Below are 17,662 nucleotides of genomic sequence, written 5' to 3'. Positions count from 1 at the left end.
AACGATGAAATTACATGAACTTACATCTGCTCCAGGATCGCGCAGTGCTCGCAAACGTGTAGGCCGTGGTGTTGGTAGTGGTATGGGTAAAACTTCGACTCGCGGTCACAAAGGGCAAAACGCTCGTTCCGGCGGCGGTGTTCGTCCTGGTTTCGAGGGTGGTCAAAACCCACTTTATCGTCGCTTGCCGAAACGTGGATTTAACAACCAATTCCGTAAGGAATACGCTGTTATCAACGTTGAGGAACTGAACAAGTTTGCGGCAGGTACAGAAGTTACTCCAGAAGTTCTGCTCCAATCGGGTATTGTCAAGAACCCTAAAGACGGCATCAAGATTCTGGGTAATGGCGAAATTACGGTCGGACTGAACGTGAAGGCGAGCAAATTCTCCCAATCTGCGGTAGAGAAAATCCAGGCTGCCGGCGGTCAAACCGAGGTGATTTAATGTTCCGTACCATATCCAATATTATGAAAGTAGAAGATCTCCGGAAGCGTATCTTGTTTACGCTCCTGGTTCTGATCGTCTACAGAATTGGTGCGTTTATTCCGGTACCTAACATCAACACAGAGATTCTGAAACTTCAAGATCAGGCGGGCTCTACCGGTATATTCGGCTTGCTTAACACTTTCTCAGGCGGCGCATTGTTCCAATTCTCCATCTTTGCGATGGGGATCATGCCGTACATCACGGCTTCGATCATTGTGCAGCTGCTGTCGATGGATGTCATTCCGACGTTCACTCAGTGGGCCAAGGAAGGTGAGGTAGGCAGAAAAAAGCTGGGTCAGATTACCCGTTACGGGACGATCGTTCTCGGCTTAATTCAAGCGTTTGGACTGGCGGTTGGGTTTAACCGTGCGTACAACGGATTGGTTATCAATCCTACGATTACCACGTATGCTTTGATCGCCATCGTACTCACCGCGGGGACAGCTTTTCTGATGTGGTTAGGGGAACAAATCACCGAAAATGGCATTGGAAATGGTATTTCCATTATCATCTTCGCGGGTATCGTTGCAGGGATCCCGAGCTCAATCGGGCAGATTTATCAAACGCAGTTTACCGGTGCGGAAGGCACGCTGTTCCTGAGCATTGTGAAGGTAGTCCTGATTGCGATTGTGGTTATTGCCATGATCGTTGGGGTTATCTTCGTGCAGCAGGGCGTTCGTAAAATTCCAGTCCAGTATGCTAAGCGTGTAGTGGGCCGCAAAATGTTCGGGGGACAATCGACACACATTCCACTTAAAGTGAATGCTGCCGGTGTTATCCCGGTCATCTTCGCAGTCTCGCTGATCATGTTCCCACCTACGCTCGCCAGCTTCTGGCAGGGTAACGTGGTTGCAGACTGGATTATCACCAACTTTAACTATACTCATCCTCTTGGGATGACACTGTATGTCTTGCTGATCATCGGATTTACCTACTTCTACACTTTCGTTCAAATGAACCCTGTTCAAATGGCCGACCAGATGAAGAAGAACGGTGGTTATATTCCAGGCATTCGCCCTGGCAAAACGACTTCGGTTTATCTCACAAGAGTGATGACGAGAATCACCTTATCAGGCGCGCTGTTCTTGGCTGCCATTTCGATCTTCCCTATGGTTCTTGCGGGAGTAGCCGGACTGCCACAATCCGTACAGATTGGTGGTACCTCCTTGCTGATCGTTATTGGTGTCGGACTCGAAACGATGAAACAAATCGAGAGCCAGCTGATCAAACGCCACTACAAGGGGTTCATTAACAAATAGCAAATAGGTACTGGTAGTTAACTTGTTAGCTATCGGCACCTATTGTGCTGTTAGCATCTATGGGTGATTGTGGGGGAGGAAGTCACGGTGAATATCATCTTTATGGGCCCTCCTGGTGCCGGCAAAGGTACACAGGCGGAAAGAATCGTTGATGAGTTTCAGATTCCGCATATTTCGACGGGGGATGCTTTCCGACTCGCGATGAAGCAGGAAACACCGCTGGGTGTGGAAGCGAAGAAATATGTGGATCAAGGCTTTGCTTGTTCCGGATGAGATTACGATCGGTATCGTCCGCGAACGCCTTCAGCAGCCGGACTGCAGTAAAGGATTTTTGCTCGATGGGTTCCCGAGAACCATATCCCAAGCAGAAGCGCTCGATGAGATTGGCGCATCCATGGATAAATCCATTGAACATGTCGTTAACTTGAGTGTAGATCGGAATCTGCTGCTTGCACGTCTGACTGGTCGTCGAATCTGCAGATCCTGCGGTGCGACGTATCATATCTTGTTTAACCCTCCTGCACGTGAGAATGTTTGTGACAAATGTTCTGGTGAATTGTATCAGCGTTCGGATGACACCGAAGAAAAAGTAGGGACTCGTTTGGACGAGTATATCAATAAAACCGCTCCACTGCTCGAGTACTATCGTAACAAGGGAATATTGCGTGAGGTTAACGGTGAGCAAGAAATTAATACGGTCACTGCACAAATCAGTTCACTATTGCGAGGGCAAGCGTAATGATCATTTGTAAGTCAGCTGCTGAATTGGAACTGATGCGGGAGGCTGGCCGCATAGTCGCTGAAACGCATCGTCTGCTCAAGCAGTCCATTCAGCCCGATATTACAACGAAAGAGCTCGATCAAATCGCAGAAGACTATATTCGCAGCCAGGGCGCAATTCCGTCTTTCAAAGGCTACAACGGATTCTCCGGAAGTATCTGCGCTTCGGTTAACGATGAATTGGTTCACGGCATACCTGGTCAGAGAAAGCTGAAGGATGGCGACATCATCAGCATAGATATCGGAGCTCAGTACAAAGGGTATCATGGGGATTCGGCTTGGACGTATGGTGTGGGAACGATCTCCGATACGGCTCGCAAATTGCTTGAAGTAACAGAGCGTTCGTTGTACGCTGGATTAGCGGAAGCTAAGCCGGATGTACGTCTGTATACCATCTCCCATGCCATTCAAAAAGTGATTGAAGATGAAGGTTTTTCGGTTGTTCGCGAGTATGTAGGTCATGGCATAGGAACAGAGCTTCATGAGGAGCCCCAAATTCCGAACTACGGCGTGCCCGGTCATGGTCCGCGGCTGAAGCCTGGCATGGTTCTTGCAATCGAACCAATGGTCAACGTGGGTGAGCGTTTTGTCAAAACCCTTGAAGACAATTGGACGGTTGTCACAGTGGATGGCACACTGTGCGCTCATTTCGAGCACACCATTGCAATAACGGCGGATGGTTACGAGATCTTGACACGACTCCAGTCGTAGGTTCTGAGTATGGCGAGTTCTCTATTGCCTGAGATCGGACAGATCGTTAGAGTGATTCGGGGACAGGATACCGGGAAGCATGCCGTCATTATCGGCGTCGTAGACCAACGATACGTGTGGATCGCTGACGGCAGCAAACGGAAATTCGATGAGCCGAAGAAGAAGAACTTGATTCATCTAGAACTTTTGCCTGTGATCAGTACGGAAGTGTCTGATAGCATCCGCACCACCGGTCGTGTTACGAATGGGAAGCTGCGGTTTGCGCTGAACAAATATGTGATACCATCATCAATAGAAGCACAAGAGAAAGGAGAATGACTGTGGCCAAAGAAGATGTGATTGAAGTTGAAGGTACAGTGATTGAACCTCTTCCGAATGCAATGTTTAAGGTGGAACTGGAGAACGGCCATAAGATACTTGCTCATGTATCCGGCAAAATCAGAATGCACTTTATCCGGATCCTGCCCGGAGACAAAGTGACAGTGGAACTCTCTCCATATGATTTAACCAGAGGCCGTATAACCTATCGTTTTAAATAAATCGTTTGTAACGCTTACGAAGTAGTTTGCTCCCGCAAACTTTGAGGAGGTAACCACCATGAAGGTAAGACCATCGGTCAAGCCGATTTGCGAAAAATGCAAAGTCATTCGCCGCAAAGGGAACGTAATGGTAATCTGCGAAAATCCGAAACACAAACAAAAACAAGGCTAAGGAGGTGCTGAGTTAAATGGCACGTATTGCTGGTGTAGACTTGCCTCGTGATAAACGAGTCATCATCGCTCTGACTTACATTTTCGGTATCGGTAACACTACGGCTCAAAAGATCGTAGCAGAAACGGGTATCGATGCAAGCACTCGCGTTCGCGACCTGACAGAAGACGAAGTGAGCAAAATCCGTGATGTAATCGACAAGACCCTGAAGGTTGAAGGCGATCTGCGTCGTGAGATTTCCCTGAACATCAAGCGTCTTATCGAGATCGGCTGCTACCGTGGAGTTCGCCATCGTCGTGGCCTGCCTGTTCGCGGTCAGCGCACGAAAACAAACGCTCGTACGCGCAAAGGTCCTCGTCGTACTGTAGCTAACAAGAAGAAGTAGTAAAGGAGGGAAAATCTAAATGGCTAAACCTAAAAAAGTCGTACGTACAAAGCGTCGTGACCGTAAAAATATCGACTCCGGCGTGGCACACATCCGTTCCACGTTCAACAACACCATCGTTACTATCACGGATCCGCACGGCAATGCCATCTCTTGGGCAAGTGCCGGCAACCTGGGCTTCAAGGGCTCCCGTAAAAGCACTCCATTTGCTGCGCAAATGGCTGCTGAGTCCGCTGCCAAGGCCGCTATGGAACATGGTATGAAAGCAGTAGAAGTAATGGTTAAAGGACCGGGTGCAGGTCGTGAAGCTGCTATTCGTTCGCTTCAGGCAGCAGGTCTGGAAGTTAACCTGATTAAAGACGTCACCCCGATTCCACATAACGGATGCCGTCCTCCGAAACGCCGTCGTGTCTAATTAAGGATCTCTAAGCTGGGTGGTATAAATATCCAAAAGTTGAGAATACTATTTGGATAGGCATACTGCGCGTTCTATACGTCTTTAGTTATCCAAAGGGAAACGACGTTTGAAGGAGGGTTAAACCTTGATCGAAATCGAAAAGCCGAAAATAGAAACCGTATCATTGAGTGAAGACGGCTCTTATGGCAAGTTTGTTGTAGAGCCCCTCGAAAGAGGCTACGGAACTACGCTCGGTAACTCGCTTCGCAGAATTTTACTTTCGTCCCTGCCCGGAGCTGCTGTAACCTCCGTGCAGATCGATGGGGTTCTGCACGAGTTCTCCACGATTCCAGGGGTCATGGAAGATGTTACGGAGATTATCCTGAACCTGAAGGGCTTGTCGCTCAAGATCCACTCCGATGAGGAGAAGGTTCTTGAGATCGATGCCGAGGGTGAAGGGGCTGTTGTGGCTGGCGATATTCGCGGTGATAGCGATGTGGAAATTCTTAATCCGGATTTGCACATCGCAACCCTATCCTCCGACTCCCGTCTTCACATGAGAATTCATGCGAACCGCGGCCGGGGATATGTATCGGCAGACAAGAACAAAAAAGAGGATCAGCCGATCGGCGTGATTCCGATCGATTCGATCTACACTCCGATTACGCGTGTCAATTACAGCGTGGAGAACACCCGCGTCGGTCAAGTGACGAACTACGACAAGCTGACTCTCGAAGTCTGGTCGGATGGCAGCATTCGTCCCGAAGAGGCTGTGAGCTTGGGCGCCAAGATCTTGACTGAGCATCTGATGCTGTTTGTCGGTCTGACTGACGAAGCCAAGGATGCCGAGATCATGGTAGAGAAGGAAGAAGACAAGAAGGAAAAGGTCCTCGAGATGACGATCGAGGAACTGGATCTGTCTGTTCGTTCCTACAACTGTCTGAAGCGTGCGGGAATCAACACGGTTCAGGAATTGATTACAAAAACGGAAGAAGATATGATGAAGGTTCGCAACTTGGGACGCAAATCTCTCGAAGAAGTACAAGAGAAGCTCGAGGAGCTTGGTCTTGGCCTCCGGATGGAAGACTAGCATCCAACATGTTGCATACCCTCTCAGCTATTAAGCAGAAGGAGGTTGCACACACATGGCATACCAAAAGTTGGGTCGTGACTCCAGCGCACGTAAAGCTTTGTTCCGTGACCTGGTAACAGACCTGTTCATACATGAACGTATTCAAACAACTGAAGCGAAAGCGAAAGAGCTTCGCTCGATCGCTGAGAAGCTGATCACACTGGCTAAGCGTGGAGATCTTCACGCACGCCGTCAAGTTGCATCTTTCGTACGCCGGGAAGCAGCTAACGAGAACCAAGACGCCATTCAGAAGCTTTTTGCTGAACTGGCTCCACGTTATGCGGAGCGTCAAGGCGGTTACACTCGGATCTTGAAGCTGGGTCCTCGCCGCGGCGATGCAGCACCTATGGTTTACCTGGAACTGGTAGACCGCGCTTAAAGAGAAAAGGATGGGAAAGGGTGGACGGGATCTCACGATTCTGATGAAACCCTTTTTTTCTTGTACTTTTCGTTGGAGTACATGGAGGACGGCTTTGAGAAACATCGCCATGAAAGTCAGCTATGACGGAACGGCCTATCATGGGTTCCAGACTCAGCCTGAGCTCGTAACGGTGCAGGATGAGCTGGAACAAGCCATTCTGTTTCTTACCGGCGAGAAGGTGAAGCTAACGTCGTCCGGCCGGACCGATGCAGGAGTTCATGCCAAAGGCCAGGTCATCAATCTGCAGACGGAAGCGAGAATCCCGGTTGACCGGTGGTGTCACGCTATGAATTCCAGACTGCCCGATGACATTGTTGTTTGGCATGCGGAAGAAGTGCCTGCAGAGTTTCATGCCAGGCGTTCCGCTAAGCGCAAAACGTATAGATATACGATTCGCTGCGGAAGGTTTATGGATCCTTTCAAACGCCGCTTTGAATTTCATCATCCCGGAAAACTTGATGTCGAAAGCATGAGGATGGGACTGCTTCACTTGATTGGAGAACATGATTTTACATCTTATTGTTCCACCCGAACTGCTTCAGTTAGTCATGTACGCACGATCTACGATGCCTACATAGAATGTGAGCCGGTCGATCAAGAGCTGCAATCCTACGCAATGCACATTTTCGTCACAGGCAACGGGTTTCTCTATAACATGGTTAGGATCATTGTAGGAACGCTTATGGAAGTCGGAGAAGGGAAGCGAAGCAGTAATGCGATCGGAGAGATTCTTGCTGCCCGTAACCGATCCAAGGCAGGTCCTACGGCCATGGCGCACGGCTTAATGCTGTGGGAAGTTTTTTATGATAAGGAAGCCAAGAAGTATTGAATACTGCGCCTAAATGTAGTATAATTACCATTGGTGTTTCTTGACTGGCTACCCCACGGCCCCGGGTCATGAAATTGCCGCTATAGCATTAACCTAACCATGACAATGTATGATATTTGGAACGAAGATAGATTCTAGGAGGAACATTTACATGCGTACCACATATATGGCGAAGCCAAATGAAGTAGAACGCAAATGGTACATCATCGATGCTACCGACAAGACGCTTGGCCGTCTGGCCAGCGAAGCTGCAAGCATCCTTCGCGGCAAGCACAAGCCTGAATTCACTCCGCATGTTGACACTGGCGATTTCGTAGTGATCATCAACGCCGAGAAAATCGTACTGACAGGTAAGAAGATGCAGAACAAGATGTACTATCGTCACTCCCTGCACCCGGGTGGTCTGAAAGTTACTTCTGCTGCAGACATGCTGAAGAACAAGCCTGAGCGTATGCTGGAACTGGCGATTCACGGAATGCTTCCGAAGAACCGTCTGGGCAACCGTATCAAGCTGAAGCTGAAAGTATATGCAGGTTCGGAGCATCCGCATCAAGCACAACAACCAGTAGTTTGGGAACTTCGCGGTTAATTAAAGGGAGGATTGTCTTGTGGCACAAGTTCAATATTATGGCACTGGCCGTCGTAAGCACTCTGTAGCACGTGTACGTCTTGTACCGGGCGAAGGCCGTATCGTTATCAATAAGCGTGAATTGGATGAGTATTTTGGTCTGGAGACCCTGAAGCTCATCGTAAAGCAGCCCCTGAACCTGACGGAAACATTGACGAAGTATGATGTTCTCGTTCTGGCACACGGCGGCGGGATCACAGGACAAGCTGGAGCGATTCGTCACGGTATCTCCCGTGCACTGCTGAAAGCTGATCCTGAGTTCCGTGGAGCCCTGAAGAAAGCTGGCTTCCTGACTCGTGACCCTCGTATGAAAGAGCGTAAGAAATACGGTCTCAAAGCAGCTCGTCGCGCTCCTCAGTTCTCCAAGCGTTAATTTTCACACAAAAAGCCCTTCCGTTTTACAACGGAAGGGCTTTTTTATTTCACCGAATCACCGGTCAGATAATATGCTAGGATAAAGCCCAGCGTAAATTTCTAATTGACAAAAAGTAGCCCATCATTATAATTAAAGCTAAATATCATAAAACGCATGATCATACTCGGAATTATACCCTTAGGAGGTAATTATTCATGAACTTGTTCGAAAAAGAGGCGCTGATCAACAAGGCAGCCGAAGAATTTGAAAACCAATCGCCGGAAGCACTTTTGGCCTTTGCGGTAGAAAGATTTCCCAACATTACGCTTGCCTGTAGTTTCGGGGCTGAAGACGTAGTACTCGTCGACATGCTCCAGAAGGTTAGCCCTAAGACTGATATTTTTTACCTCGATACGAATGTGCACTTCAAAGAAACGTATGAAACGCGTGACCGTTTGGAGAAGCACTATGGACTGCAGTTCGTACAGGTTCTGCCTAAGCTTACGCTGGAAGAGCAGGCGCTGCAGCATGGTCCTGAGTTGTGGAAGACCTCGCCGACCGATTGCTGTAACATCCGCAAAGTCGACCCGCTTACGGATATCCTGAAGAACTATGACGCATGGTTCACGGGTATCCGCCGCGATCAGGCGCCTACACGCGCTAATGCCAAGAAGGTAGAGTATGACGTAAAGTTCGGGCTGGTTAAATTCAACCCACTGGCTGATTGGACGTCTGAGGACGTATGGAATTACATCCGTAATAACAACCTGATTTACAACCCGCTTCATGACATGAACTACCCAAGTATTGGCTGCGAACACTGCACACGTCAAGTTGCTCCAGGCGAAGATCCAAGAGCCGGACGTTGGGCCGGTTTTGAAAAGACGGAGTGCGGACTGCATAAATAAAATATCTAGTTTATTGGAGGATGCGGCATGACACAGACGATCCAGCCTCATGGCGGAACACTCGTTAACCGATTGGTGGGAGGTGCGGAAAGAGAAGCGCTTCTGAAGCAGGCGGAAGGCTTTTACCAGCTCAAGATCAATGCATGGACCATTTCCGACCTGGATTTGATCGGTGTAGGGGCATTTTCTCCTTTAACCGGTTTTTTGGGACAGGAAGATTACGTCTCTGTTGTAGAGAATATGCGCCTTGCTAATGGCACGGTATGGAGCATTCCGATTACGCTGTCCGTTGAAGATCAGGTCGCTGCAGAACTGAGCCAAGGTCAAGATGTGGCGCTGGTTGGTGAAGCGGATGGAGTTATTTATGGTGTTATTCGCGTCGAGAGCATCTATCAAGTCGACCAGAAGAACGAAGCGGTAAAAGTCTTCAAGACGGACGATGCGGCACATCCAGGCGTTCAGAAGCTGTTCTCCCGTCCAAACACCTATATTGGCGGCGCTGTGCAAGTGTTGAACCGTCCTCAGCCTGAGAAGTTTGAGGAGTTCTACTACGATCCTGCGGTTACGCGCCAAATCTTCGCTGAGAAGGGCTGGAGAACCGTTGTAGGCTTCCAAACAAGAAATCCGGTACATCGTGCCCATGAGTATATTCAGAAGAGCGCTATGGAGATTGTAGATGCCTTGTTCTTGAACCCTCTCGTGGGTGAAACCAAATCCGACGATATTTCGGCCGACGTGCGTATGCGCAGTTACTTGGTGCTTCTGGAGAATTACTATCCGAAGGACCGTGTATTCCTGGGTGTGTTCCCAGCTGCGATGCGTTATGCAGGACCTAGAGAAGCGATATTCCACGCCATGGTTCGTAAAAATTATGGCTGCACCCACTTTATCGTTGGCCGCGACCACGCTGGAGTAGGCGACTACTATGGTACTTATGAAGCACAAGAGATCTTCAGCAACTTTACAGCCGAAGAACTTGGGATTACCCCGCTCTTCTTCGAGCACAGCTTCTTCTGCACGAAGTGCGGCAACATGGCTTCCAGCAAGACCTGCCCGCATACCAAGGAAGATCATATGCATCTTTCGGGTACCAAAGTGCGTGCGCTGCTTCGTGACGGCCAGTGCCCACCTCCGCAGTTTACTCGTCCGGAAGTGGCGGAAGTGCTGATCGAAGGCATGAAGGAACCGGAATACCAAGTGTAAGGCTGGTCTAATAATCCACCTCGTCCCATAAGATGAAAGAGAGTCTATGGGGATGCGAGGTGGATTTTTCATGTTCCGAAGAAAGAAGAGGGTCATTGTCTGGCTCACCATGCACGGAGGGCTCAAAATAGCCATGTCGGGCCTGCTTGTGGCCTTGATGCTGTTCCTGTTTACTTATGAACTGCCAAGCACCAAGACTTGGACGTATTGGACGATGCCGCTCTCAGGTAAAGTCATTGCGCTGGATGCAGGCCATGGAGGACCGGACGGTGGGGCCAGCAGTAAAGACGGGCTGGTAGAGAAAGATGTCAATTTGGCCATCACCAAATATTTGCGTGATTATCTTCAGCAGGCAGGGGCTCTAGTGGTAATGACAAGGGAAGATGATCGCGATTTGGCGGATCCTTCTACCAAAGGCTACAGCAGGCGAAAGACGGAAGATCTGCATAAGCGGGCCGAATTTGTCGTGAAGCAGAAATCCGATCTCTTGATTTCCATCCACATGAACAGCATACCGTCCGCCAAGTGGTCGGGGGCCCAAACGTTCTATCATCCAGAGGGGGCCGGCAAAGAGAACGCACGTTTGGCTTCACTGATTCAAGATGAAATCATCAAGAATATGGAAAACACCGACCGTGCTGCGAAGCCGGCCGATAAAGATATCTTTTTGCTGAAAGCGATGCAGATCCCAAGCGCCCTGGTTGAAGTGGGCTTTTTATCAAATCCAGGGGAAGCCGCGCTGCTCCGAAGTACATCTTATCAGAAGAAGATAGCGGCTTCGATTTATCAGGGCATCCTTAGGTACTATTCCGGGGAGAAAGTAGGCTCAGGCTAAAAATGTGGTATAATAATCCTCAGTAATCCGGATTCCTATTACCTACTGCTGAGGTGACACTGTGGCTACCAAAGAAGAGCTTCTGGCCTCTATAAGCCAGCTGAAAGACCCGGAATTTGGCCTTAGTCTTGCAGATCTGCAATTTGTACGGGATATGATGATAAAAGATAACAACCGTGTTGCAGCGACGGTGCTGCTGTCGAAAGAGGACGAGTCTTACAAGGCCGGACTGCAGCATGCTATTGTCGAGTCGTTTAAAGCTGCAGGGGCAGAGGAAGTGCACCTGCGTTTTCGCCCATTGACCGAGTATGACCGAAATGAAGCCGCGAAGAAGGTTCAGGCGCAGATGGAGCCATACAGCGAAGAAACAAACGTTCCGGCTTCTGTGAATGTGCTGGATGCGCAGTCCGGAGTAAAGTTTATTGCCATTGCAAGCGGCAAGGGCGGGGTAGGGAAGTCAACGGTAACCGTAAACCTGGCTGTCGCACTTGCACGTTTGGGCAAGAAAGTCGGCTTGGTGGATGCTGATATTTATGGCTTCAGTGTCCCTGACATGATGGGCATCGAGGAACGCCCCCAGATGGTGGACAACCGCATCCTGCCGGTAGAACGCTTTGGGGTGAAGGTCATTTCTATGGGCTTCTTTGTGGAAGAGAATACGCCTGTGATCTGGCGGGGGCCTATGCTTGGGAAGATGCTCAGGAATTTCTTCAATGAAGTTGAGTGGGGAGAGCTGGATTACCTTCTCTTGGATCTGCCGCCGGGTACCGGCGATGTGGCTCTGGATGTGCACCAAATGATTCCGCAGAGCAAGGAGATTATTGTAACGACTCCTCATGCTACCGCTGCTTTCGTAGCGGCTAGAGCTGGAGCTATGGCGATTCATACGGACCATGAAATACTGGGTGTAGTCGAGAACATGTCCTATTATTCCTGTGGCCAGTGCGGCAATAAAGAATATATCTTTGGCCGGGGAGGCGGTGCCAAGCTCGCGGAGGAACTGCACACCGGGCTTCTGGCCCAGATTCCATTGGGTGTTCCGGAGAATCATGTGGCCGAACCGGATTACTCACCATCGGTGTATAAAGCCGAAATGCCTACTGGGCAAATTTACCTTGAGCTAGCTCAAGAAGTGATGAACCGGCTCGGATAGCAAACAAAGGACTGGCCCTGCGGCCGGTCCTTTGTTTGTTTTTGTGAAGACGACCCAGCTTATGTGACTGAAAGTGACGAACACTACTCTTGTTTTTTCTTTTCTCCGCCTTCTTCTCCCTGTTTCTCTTCGCCGCCGCCTTCACCGCCACCGCCTTCTTCACCACCGCCGGAGCCGCCTCCCTCGCCGCCTCCACCTTCACCGCCGCCGCCTTCACCGCCTTCTTCTTTCTTTTGATCTCCGCCCTGACCTTCCTTCTTCTCTTCGCCGCCGCCACCTGCAGCACCGCCACCTTGGGACTGGGCCTTAGGCTGGGACTCGTCCTGGAGGACCTTCTTCATCAGCTCCATCATCTCAAGCCGGAATAAAGGACTTTGCAGCGACTCCTGAATGACCTGCTTCGTTTGGGTGCGGTATGCCGTCGATTTCATGGTGTCGAGGAGCATGCCCTCAAATTCGGGGCTCTTCATGGCATCCATCATTTGCTTTTGATATTCCGGATCCTTCAAAAGATCTTTTTGCAGCTGTTTGGTTTCCTTCTGAATGGCTTTAGCGAATTGCCCGGCAAATTTCGGATCGGTGATCATGGTTTGAAGAAATTTATTGGTGTCCGTATCGACCAATACATCCTTAACCGCAAGCTGCAGCTGCTGTGTATCTCCAGCCGATAAGACAGCCAGTTTGCTGTTGTTTTGTACGGTCGCTTCCTGAATGGCTTTACGTCCGTCTTCCGTTTTGAGAATATCCAAGACCATCGATTTGGTATCTTTATAAGTATTGCCGTTACTGCCTTGGGCTTGTTGCTGTTGAGGTTCCGAACCGCAGGCCGCCAGGAATCCGACGATCATGACAGCGGGCATGATACGTTTCCAATGCTCGATCATCAGGCACAGGCTCCTTTCAATTGTTTTGCGGATAGTATTTGTCCCAGACGGGGGGTTTAACACAATTGTTGTTAGCTTTTTATTGTGAAGGTTGGTACAATTAACTGTTGTAACTACTGGAGTGGGGGTACGGGAAAGTGACTTTGCGAAAATGGTTTTATCTATTCTGGACGACGCTGCTTGTAGGAGCGGGGGCGGCGGTGATCACAGGATTGATCCTCCAATTAGGTGACCAGGAGATTCAACTGGGGGGGAAAGAAATAGGATTCAGCGCCGCTACCATGCTGCTTGGTGGGGCAACCATAAGCGTTCTCAGCCAGATGGGTTTTTTCGCTTACCTCATCTTCCGATATATCGCCATGGGCATGATTCGCAACAAATGGACATGGAATATGCTTCAGGGGCTGGTCATCCTCATCGTCATGTTTGATTTGATTTACCTGCGTTACTCCGGATCATCCGTGGAAGAGGGATGGGCCGTCTACCTGATTCTTCCGATATTTGTACTTGTCGCGGGTGTGGCAGTAGCTTGGTGGAAGGTACGGTTAACGAATGCGGGTTCATGGATGCCGACTTTATTTTTTATGATTGCCGTTACAGCGATAGAGGCAGTGCCTTCGCTCAGATTGAATAACGCTCCGTCCACCGTATTTATGATGGTCCCCCTTATGGCATGCAATGCATGGCAGATTCTGATTTTAAGCAAAGTAGTGAATACAAACAAAGAGCCGTAAGAACGGCTCTTCTTGTTTATTGCAGCCTATTGGATTTGTTTAAAGGTCTGATCTTCGACCGGAGGCTTGTTTCCCACTTGTGTTCCTTTAAGGAGCTGGCTTACACTTACAAACTCGTACCCCTTGTCTCGGAGCTGATCTATGATTTTCGGCAGGGCTTCGTGGGTTTGTTTAGAAGAGTCGCTGGCATGCATAAGGACGATGTCCCCGGGGTGGGCTTTGGAAACGACGCGATTCACAATTTGGTCGACACCGGGATTTTTCCAGTCCATCGAGTCGGTGTCCCATTGAATGACGGTATAATTCATTTCGCTGGCAATGCGAAGTACTCTTTTATCAAAATCACCGTTGGGCAGCCTAAGCAGCGTAGGTCGGGCTCCCGTAACTTCACTTAATAGCTGGTGAGACGTTTGAATTTGGGCACGAATTTCTTCGTCGCTCAAAGAGCTGTAGTTTACATGCTTGTGCCCGTGGTTGCCGATTTCCCAGCCATTCTTGGCGATCTTGGCCACGACCTCGGGGTGGGTTTTGCTCCAAGGCGAGGATAAGAAGAAGGTAGCTTGCTTGATACCCTTCTCTTCGAGAACTTTAAGGATCGGCTCCGTCCTTTTGTCTCCCCAGGAGATGTCAAAGGTAAGGGCAATGACTTTCTTGTCCGTGGCCACATTGTAGATTGCTGCAGGTTCATTTTGGGAGAATACGGTCACGTTGCCCCGTTCTGAATAAACGATACCGATGGCAAACAGGAATGCGACGGTAATAATGAGCGCTTGTTTAACCTTTTTACCGTTCATGACATAAAAATAATTCACAACTTGGCCTCCTCTGTCCGCCCTCTTTGATTGAAAAGGCTTGTTTAACTAGGATGTTACAATGTATGCTCGTACCGATTATTTATGCCCCATACAGGAGGAACGAACAGTGAATTGGAAATTGGCTTGGCAGCAGGCAAAAGAGATGAAGCACTACTTCATAGCTTCAACCTTGGTAATGATCGTTGGGATTTACATGGGAGCGGCATCATCGGAGCAGTTTGACAATATGATTCTGGGACAGCTGGAAGCCTTGAAAAATATAACCGATTCCATCAAAGATGAGCCTAACCAACAGTGGTCTATCTTCTGGCTGATCTTCTGGAATAATGCCTCCAAATCACTCATTATTATTGCTCTCGGGGCGTTTCTCGGACTTCCGCCGTTATTCTTCCTCGTGGTGAACGGGCTGCTGATCGGTTATATCAGTGTATTGGTCGTAGAGAAAGCATCCTGGGCCGTTCTTATCAAAACCATCCTGCCTCACGGCATCCTGGAGCTGCCGGCTGTTATCATTGCCTGTGCTTACGGTCTCCGACTGGGGATCCTCGTATTAAAATGGATGGTGGCTCTCCCAAGTCCATCGCGGAAAGGATTGGTTTACGGACAATTTTTGAGCTACTTCCGCACTCTGCCGGCTGTAGGGCTTGCATTAGTCGCCGTATTGTTTGTCGCGGCGGTCATCGAGAGCACTTTGACGTTCTGGCTGGCCACCGGAGTAAAAATATCATAAAGATCACTCATAAAAATGCCAAAAACTGTGCATAACAGTAAAGCGATGGTAGTTGTTGCTTGTTGGCGTGTAGAGGGGATGCACTGGCCCGGGCCAAAGTTGAAACTTAAAGCGGGTCAGGTCAGCATCCTCTTTTTTCTGACCTCGCTAATCGAAAGGGGCAGTTCAGTGAGCATGTTGGGCTTTTTGTTTAATGAACGTGAATGCAGAGAGTTGGACTATGTGCTGCGCAAGGAATTGGATGAAATGCTCTTCGATCTGAATGACAAAAGAATTGACGCTGACATTAAAGTGGCTATTGAATCCCGGTATAAAGTCATCTTCCGCATGTATGCGCGCCTCGCATCACCTCGAGAAATATCGAAATATGCAAGGAACCGTATGCAGCATTAAAAATGAGCAAAGATGTCTTGACTATTCCAAATACCTGTGATATCTTATAACTCGTTCTCATTTACTGGACAAGCCGTTGCAACAACAGAAACACAACATTTTTTAAAAAGTGCTTGCAACGAACCGGGCGAATGTGATATATTAAAAAAGTCGCCGATAAACAAGGTGACAATAAATGACAGATTCTGAATTGAATCTGTTGCAATGATTGCCCTTTGAAAACTGAACAACGAGTGAGTGTTAAATATAGAGACTCAGCGATGAGTTTCTGCCAAGCTTCAAAATGAGTCATCAGCTTTTCTTTAATGGAGAGTTTGATCCTGGCTCAGGACGAACGCTGGCGGCGTGCCTAATACATGCAAGTCGAGCGGAGCACTTCGGTGCTTAGCGGCGGACGGGTGAGTAACACGTAGGCAACCTGCCTGTAAGATCGGGATAACTACCGGAAACGGTAGCTAAGACCGGATAGCTGGTTTCGGTGCATGCCGGAATCATGAAACACGGGGCAACCTGTGGCTTACGGATGGGCCTGCGGCGCATTAGCTAGTTGGCGGGGTAACGGCCCACCAAGGCGACGATGCGTAGCCGACCTGAGAGGGTGATCGGCCACACTGGGACTGAGACACGGCCCAGACTCCTACGGGAGGCAGCAGTAGGGAATCTTCCGCAATGGGCGCAAGCCTGACGGAGCAACGCCGCGTGAGTGATGAAGGTTTTCGGATCGTAAAGCTCTGTTGCCAGGGAAGAATGTCGTGGAGAGTAACTGCTCTGCGAATGACGGTACCTGAGAAGAAAGCCCCGGCTAACTACGTGCCAGCAGCCGCGGTAATACGTAGGGGGCAAGCGTTGTCCGGAATTATTGGGCGTAAAGCGCGCGCAGGCGGTCTTTTAAGTCTGGTGTTTAAGCCCGGGGCTCAACCCCGGTTCGCACCGGAAACTGGAAGACTTGAGTGCAGGAGAGGAAAGCGGAATTCCACGTGTAGCGGTGAAATGCGTAGAGATGTGGAGGAACACCAGTGGCGAAGGCGGCTTTCTGGACTGTAACTGACGCTGAGGCGCGAAAGCGTGGGGAGCAAACAGGATTAGATACCCTGGTAGTCCACGCCGTAAACGATGAGTGCTAGGTGTTAGGGGTTTCGATACCCTTGGTGCCGAAGTAAACACAATAAGCACTCCGCCTGGGGAGTACGCTCGCAAGAGTGAAACTCAAAGGAATTGACGGGGACCCGCACAAGCAGTGGAGTATGTGGTTTAATTCGAAGCAACGCGAAGAACCTTACCAGGTCTTGACATCCCTCTGAAAGCCCTAGAGATAGGGTCCTCCTTCGGGACAGAGGTGACAGGTGGTGCATGGTTGTCGTCAGCTCGTGTCGTGAGATGTTGGGTTAAGTCCCGCAACGAGCGCAACCCTTGACTTTAGTTGCCAGCATTGAGTTGGGCACTCTAGAGTGACTGCCGGTGACAAACCGGAGGAAGGTGGGGATGACGTCAAATCATCATGCCCCTTATGACCTGGGCTACACACGTACTACAATGGCCGGTACAACGGGAAGCGAAGTCGCGAGATGGAGCGAATCCTTAGAAGCCGGTCTCAGTTCGGATTGCAGGCTGCAACTCGCCTGCATGAAGTCGGAATTGCTAGTAATCGCGGATCAGCATGCCGCGGTGAATACGTTCCCGGGTCTTGTACACACCGCCCGTCACACCACGAGAGTTTACAACACCCGAAGCCGGTGGGGTAACCCGCAAGGGGGCCAGCCGTCGAAGGTGGGGTAGATGATTGGGGTGAAGTCGTAACAAGGTAGCCGTATCGGAAGGTGCGGCTGGATCACCTCCTTTCTATGGAGATCATGGCCATGAAAATGGCCGGATCAAATATGGCAGCGCAAGCTGCATCGACCGCGCAAGCGGG

General features: G+C 49.7%; 22 protein-coding genes, 1 rRNA gene and 1 pseudogene. 22 read left to right on the top strand and 2 right to left on the bottom strand.

Translation table 11 applies throughout. From position 1 onward, the window contains the following. The first annotated feature begins 4 nt into the window (after nucleotides 1-4). From rplO to PM3016_RS34465, 18 genes and pseudogenes are all read left to right on the top strand, one after another. On the top strand, nucleotides 5-445 hold the full coding sequence (gene rplO / locus PM3016_RS34545) for a 50S ribosomal protein L15 (protein WP_014372558.1): 441 nt from the start codon (nucleotides 5-7) through the stop codon (nucleotides 443-445). Then, the gene (gene secY, locus PM3016_RS34540; protein ID WP_013921142.1) at nucleotides 445-1,746 is read left to right on the top strand and encodes a preprotein translocase subunit SecY; all 1,302 of its coding nucleotides are present in this window, start codon (nucleotides 445-447) and stop codon (nucleotides 1,744-1,746) included. The genes rplO and secY overlap by 1 nt, the downstream gene beginning before the upstream one ends. An 87-nt stretch (nucleotides 1,747-1,833) precedes the next feature. Continuing rightward, nucleotides 1,834-2,485: pseudogene (locus PM3016_RS34535) on the top strand (adenylate kinase). Then, nucleotides 2,485-3,237 (top strand): type I methionyl aminopeptidase, encoded by a 753-nt coding sequence (gene map / locus PM3016_RS34530; RefSeq protein ID WP_013921140.1) that lies wholly within the window; start codon nucleotides 2,485-2,487, stop codon nucleotides 3,235-3,237. Before PM3016_RS34535 ends, map begins: the two are co-directional and overlap by 1 nt. Before the next feature lie 9 nt (nucleotides 3,238-3,246). Further along, nucleotides 3,247-3,555, top strand: a complete 309-nt coding sequence (locus PM3016_RS34525) for a KOW domain-containing RNA-binding protein (protein ID WP_014372556.1) — start codon at nucleotides 3,247-3,249, stop codon at nucleotides 3,553-3,555. 2 nt (nucleotides 3,556-3,557) lie between these two features. Continuing rightward, nucleotides 3,558-3,776: a translation initiation factor IF-1 gene (gene infA, locus PM3016_RS34520; RefSeq protein WP_009676800.1), complete on the top strand. Its 219-nt coding sequence runs from the start codon at nucleotides 3,558-3,560 to the stop codon at nucleotides 3,774-3,776. 58 nt (nucleotides 3,777-3,834) lie between these two features. Continuing rightward, entirely contained in the window at nucleotides 3,835-3,948 is a 114-nt protein-coding gene (gene rpmJ / locus PM3016_RS37765) for a 50S ribosomal protein L36 (protein ID WP_003333770.1), read from the top strand. Between the two features lie 16 nt (nucleotides 3,949-3,964). Then, entirely contained in the window at nucleotides 3,965-4,333 is a 369-nt protein-coding gene (rpsM, locus tag PM3016_RS34515) for a 30S ribosomal protein S13 (protein ID WP_013921138.1), read from the top strand. Nucleotides 4,334-4,352: 19 nt separating this feature from the next. Continuing rightward, on the top strand, nucleotides 4,353-4,748 hold the full coding sequence (gene rpsK, locus PM3016_RS34510; RefSeq protein WP_013921137.1) for a 30S ribosomal protein S11: 396 nt from the start codon (nucleotides 4,353-4,355) through the stop codon (nucleotides 4,746-4,748). A gap of 127 nt (nucleotides 4,749-4,875) precedes the next feature. Beyond that, nucleotides 4,876-5,820: a DNA-directed RNA polymerase subunit alpha gene (locus PM3016_RS34505; protein ID WP_013921136.1), complete on the top strand. Its 945-nt coding sequence runs from the start codon at nucleotides 4,876-4,878 to the stop codon at nucleotides 5,818-5,820. Nucleotides 5,821-5,875: 55 nt separating this feature from the next. Continuing rightward, a complete protein-coding gene (gene rplQ, locus PM3016_RS34500) occupies nucleotides 5,876-6,241 on the top strand; it encodes a 50S ribosomal protein L17 (protein WP_013921135.1) in 366 nt (121 codons plus the stop codon). 94 nt (nucleotides 6,242-6,335) lie between these two features. Then, a complete protein-coding gene (gene truA / locus PM3016_RS34495) occupies nucleotides 6,336-7,112 on the top strand; it encodes a tRNA pseudouridine(38-40) synthase TruA (RefSeq protein WP_014372555.1) in 777 nt (258 codons plus the stop codon). Between the two features lie 151 nt (nucleotides 7,113-7,263). After that, nucleotides 7,264-7,701, top strand: a complete 438-nt coding sequence (gene rplM / locus PM3016_RS34490; protein WP_013921133.1) for a 50S ribosomal protein L13 — start codon at nucleotides 7,264-7,266, stop codon at nucleotides 7,699-7,701. Between the two features lie 19 nt (nucleotides 7,702-7,720). Next, on the top strand, nucleotides 7,721-8,113 hold the full coding sequence (gene rpsI / locus PM3016_RS34485) for a 30S ribosomal protein S9 (protein WP_014372554.1): 393 nt from the start codon (nucleotides 7,721-7,723) through the stop codon (nucleotides 8,111-8,113). Between the two features lie 197 nt (nucleotides 8,114-8,310). Further along, on the top strand, nucleotides 8,311-9,003 hold the full coding sequence (locus PM3016_RS34480; RefSeq protein WP_013921131.1) for a phosphoadenylyl-sulfate reductase: 693 nt from the start codon (nucleotides 8,311-8,313) through the stop codon (nucleotides 9,001-9,003). A gap of 27 nt (nucleotides 9,004-9,030) precedes the next feature. After that, a complete protein-coding gene (gene sat / locus PM3016_RS34475) occupies nucleotides 9,031-10,206 on the top strand; it encodes a sulfate adenylyltransferase (RefSeq protein ID WP_014372553.1) in 1,176 nt (391 codons plus the stop codon). 70 nt (nucleotides 10,207-10,276) lie between these two features. Beyond that, the gene (gene cwlD / locus PM3016_RS34470; RefSeq protein WP_013921129.1) at nucleotides 10,277-11,041 is read left to right on the top strand and encodes an N-acetylmuramoyl-L-alanine amidase CwlD; all 765 of its coding nucleotides are present in this window, start codon (nucleotides 10,277-10,279) and stop codon (nucleotides 11,039-11,041) included. Nucleotides 11,042-11,102: 61 nt separating this feature from the next. Beyond that, the gene (locus tag PM3016_RS34465; RefSeq protein ID WP_014372552.1) at nucleotides 11,103-12,194 is read left to right on the top strand and encodes an Mrp/NBP35 family ATP-binding protein; all 1,092 of its coding nucleotides are present in this window, start codon (nucleotides 11,103-11,105) and stop codon (nucleotides 12,192-12,194) included. A gap of 83 nt (nucleotides 12,195-12,277) precedes the next feature. Here the strand turns inward: PM3016_RS34465 and gerD are convergent, their stop codons facing one another. Beyond that, nucleotides 12,278-13,078 (bottom strand): spore germination lipoprotein GerD, encoded by an 801-nt coding sequence (gene gerD, locus PM3016_RS38335; protein ID WP_013921127.1) that lies wholly within the window; start codon nucleotides 13,076-13,078, stop codon nucleotides 12,278-12,280. A 137-nt stretch (nucleotides 13,079-13,215) separates the two neighbouring features. Here gerD and PM3016_RS34455 point away from each other — a divergent pair, with 137 nt between their 5' ends. Continuing rightward, nucleotides 13,216-13,812: a KinB-signaling pathway activation protein gene (locus PM3016_RS34455; protein WP_014372551.1), complete on the top strand. Its 597-nt coding sequence runs from the start codon at nucleotides 13,216-13,218 to the stop codon at nucleotides 13,810-13,812. 26 nt (nucleotides 13,813-13,838) lie between these two features. Here PM3016_RS34455 and pdaB read toward each other — a convergent pair whose 3' ends face one another. Then, on the bottom strand, nucleotides 13,839-14,624 hold the full coding sequence (gene pdaB / locus PM3016_RS34450; protein ID WP_014372550.1) for a polysaccharide deacetylase family sporulation protein PdaB: 786 nt from the start codon (nucleotides 14,622-14,624) through the stop codon (nucleotides 13,839-13,841). Between the two features lie 109 nt (nucleotides 14,625-14,733). On the opposite strand from pdaB, the gene PM3016_RS34445 reads away from it, so the two are divergent. The 3 genes from PM3016_RS34445 (at nucleotide 14,734) to PM3016_RS34435 (ending at nucleotide 17,589) form a co-directional block, all read left to right on the top strand. Further along, nucleotides 14,734-15,357, top strand: coding sequence for a stage II sporulation protein M (locus PM3016_RS34445; RefSeq protein WP_013921124.1), 624 nt, complete (start codon nucleotides 14,734-14,736; stop codon nucleotides 15,355-15,357). Nucleotides 15,358-15,531: 174 nt separating this feature from the next. Next, entirely contained in the window at nucleotides 15,532-15,750 is a 219-nt protein-coding gene (locus PM3016_RS34440) for a hypothetical protein (protein WP_013921123.1), read from the top strand. A 302-nt stretch (nucleotides 15,751-16,052) separates the two neighbouring features. Next, nucleotides 16,053-17,589 (top strand): 16S ribosomal RNA (locus tag PM3016_RS34435). The last annotated feature ends 73 nt before the right edge of the window (nucleotides 17,590-17,662 follow it).

Source organism: Paenibacillus mucilaginosus 3016, assembly GCF_000250655.1.
Classification (GTDB): domain Bacteria; phylum Bacillota; class Bacilli; order Paenibacillales; family NBRC-103111; genus Paenibacillus_G; species Paenibacillus_G mucilaginosus.
Note: the sequence above shows the minus strand (reverse complement) of the source record. Positions and strands in the feature narration are given on the sequence as shown.

Excerpts from the sequence above, each read along its gene's own strand:
- rplO (WP_014372558.1), top strand. The coding sequence starts at position 5 with ATGAAATTACATGAACTTACATCTGCTCCAGGATCGCGCAGTGCTCGC.
- PM3016_RS34480 (WP_013921131.1), top strand. The coding sequence starts at position 8,311 with ATGAACTTGTTCGAAAAAGAGGCGCTGATCAACAAGGCAGCCGAAGAA.
- rpmJ (WP_003333770.1), top strand. The coding sequence starts at position 3,835 with ATGAAGGTAAGACCATCGGTCAAGCCGATTTGCGAAAAATGCAAAGTC.
- cwlD (WP_013921129.1), top strand. The coding sequence starts at position 10,277 with ATGTTCCGAAGAAAGAAGAGGGTCATTGTCTGGCTCACCATGCACGGA.
- rpsM (WP_013921138.1), top strand. The coding sequence starts at position 3,965 with ATGGCACGTATTGCTGGTGTAGACTTGCCTCGTGATAAACGAGTCATC.
- sat (WP_014372553.1), top strand. The coding sequence starts at position 9,031 with ATGACACAGACGATCCAGCCTCATGGCGGAACACTCGTTAACCGATTG.
- PM3016_RS34525 (WP_014372556.1), top strand. The coding sequence starts at position 3,247 with ATGGCGAGTTCTCTATTGCCTGAGATCGGACAGATCGTTAGAGTGATT.
- rplM (WP_013921133.1), top strand. The coding sequence starts at position 7,264 with ATGCGTACCACATATATGGCGAAGCCAAATGAAGTAGAACGCAAATGG.
- rpsK (WP_013921137.1), top strand. The coding sequence starts at position 4,353 with ATGGCTAAACCTAAAAAAGTCGTACGTACAAAGCGTCGTGACCGTAAA.
- gerD (WP_013921127.1), bottom strand. The coding sequence starts at position 13,078 with ATGATCGAGCATTGGAAACGTATCATGCCCGCTGTCATGATCGTCGGA.
- map (WP_013921140.1), top strand. The coding sequence starts at position 2,485 with ATGATCATTTGTAAGTCAGCTGCTGAATTGGAACTGATGCGGGAGGCT.
- PM3016_RS34440 (WP_013921123.1), top strand. The coding sequence starts at position 15,532 with ATGTTGGGCTTTTTGTTTAATGAACGTGAATGCAGAGAGTTGGACTAT.
- rplQ (WP_013921135.1), top strand. The coding sequence starts at position 5,876 with ATGGCATACCAAAAGTTGGGTCGTGACTCCAGCGCACGTAAAGCTTTG.
- secY (WP_013921142.1), top strand. The coding sequence starts at position 445 with ATGTTCCGTACCATATCCAATATTATGAAAGTAGAAGATCTCCGGAAG.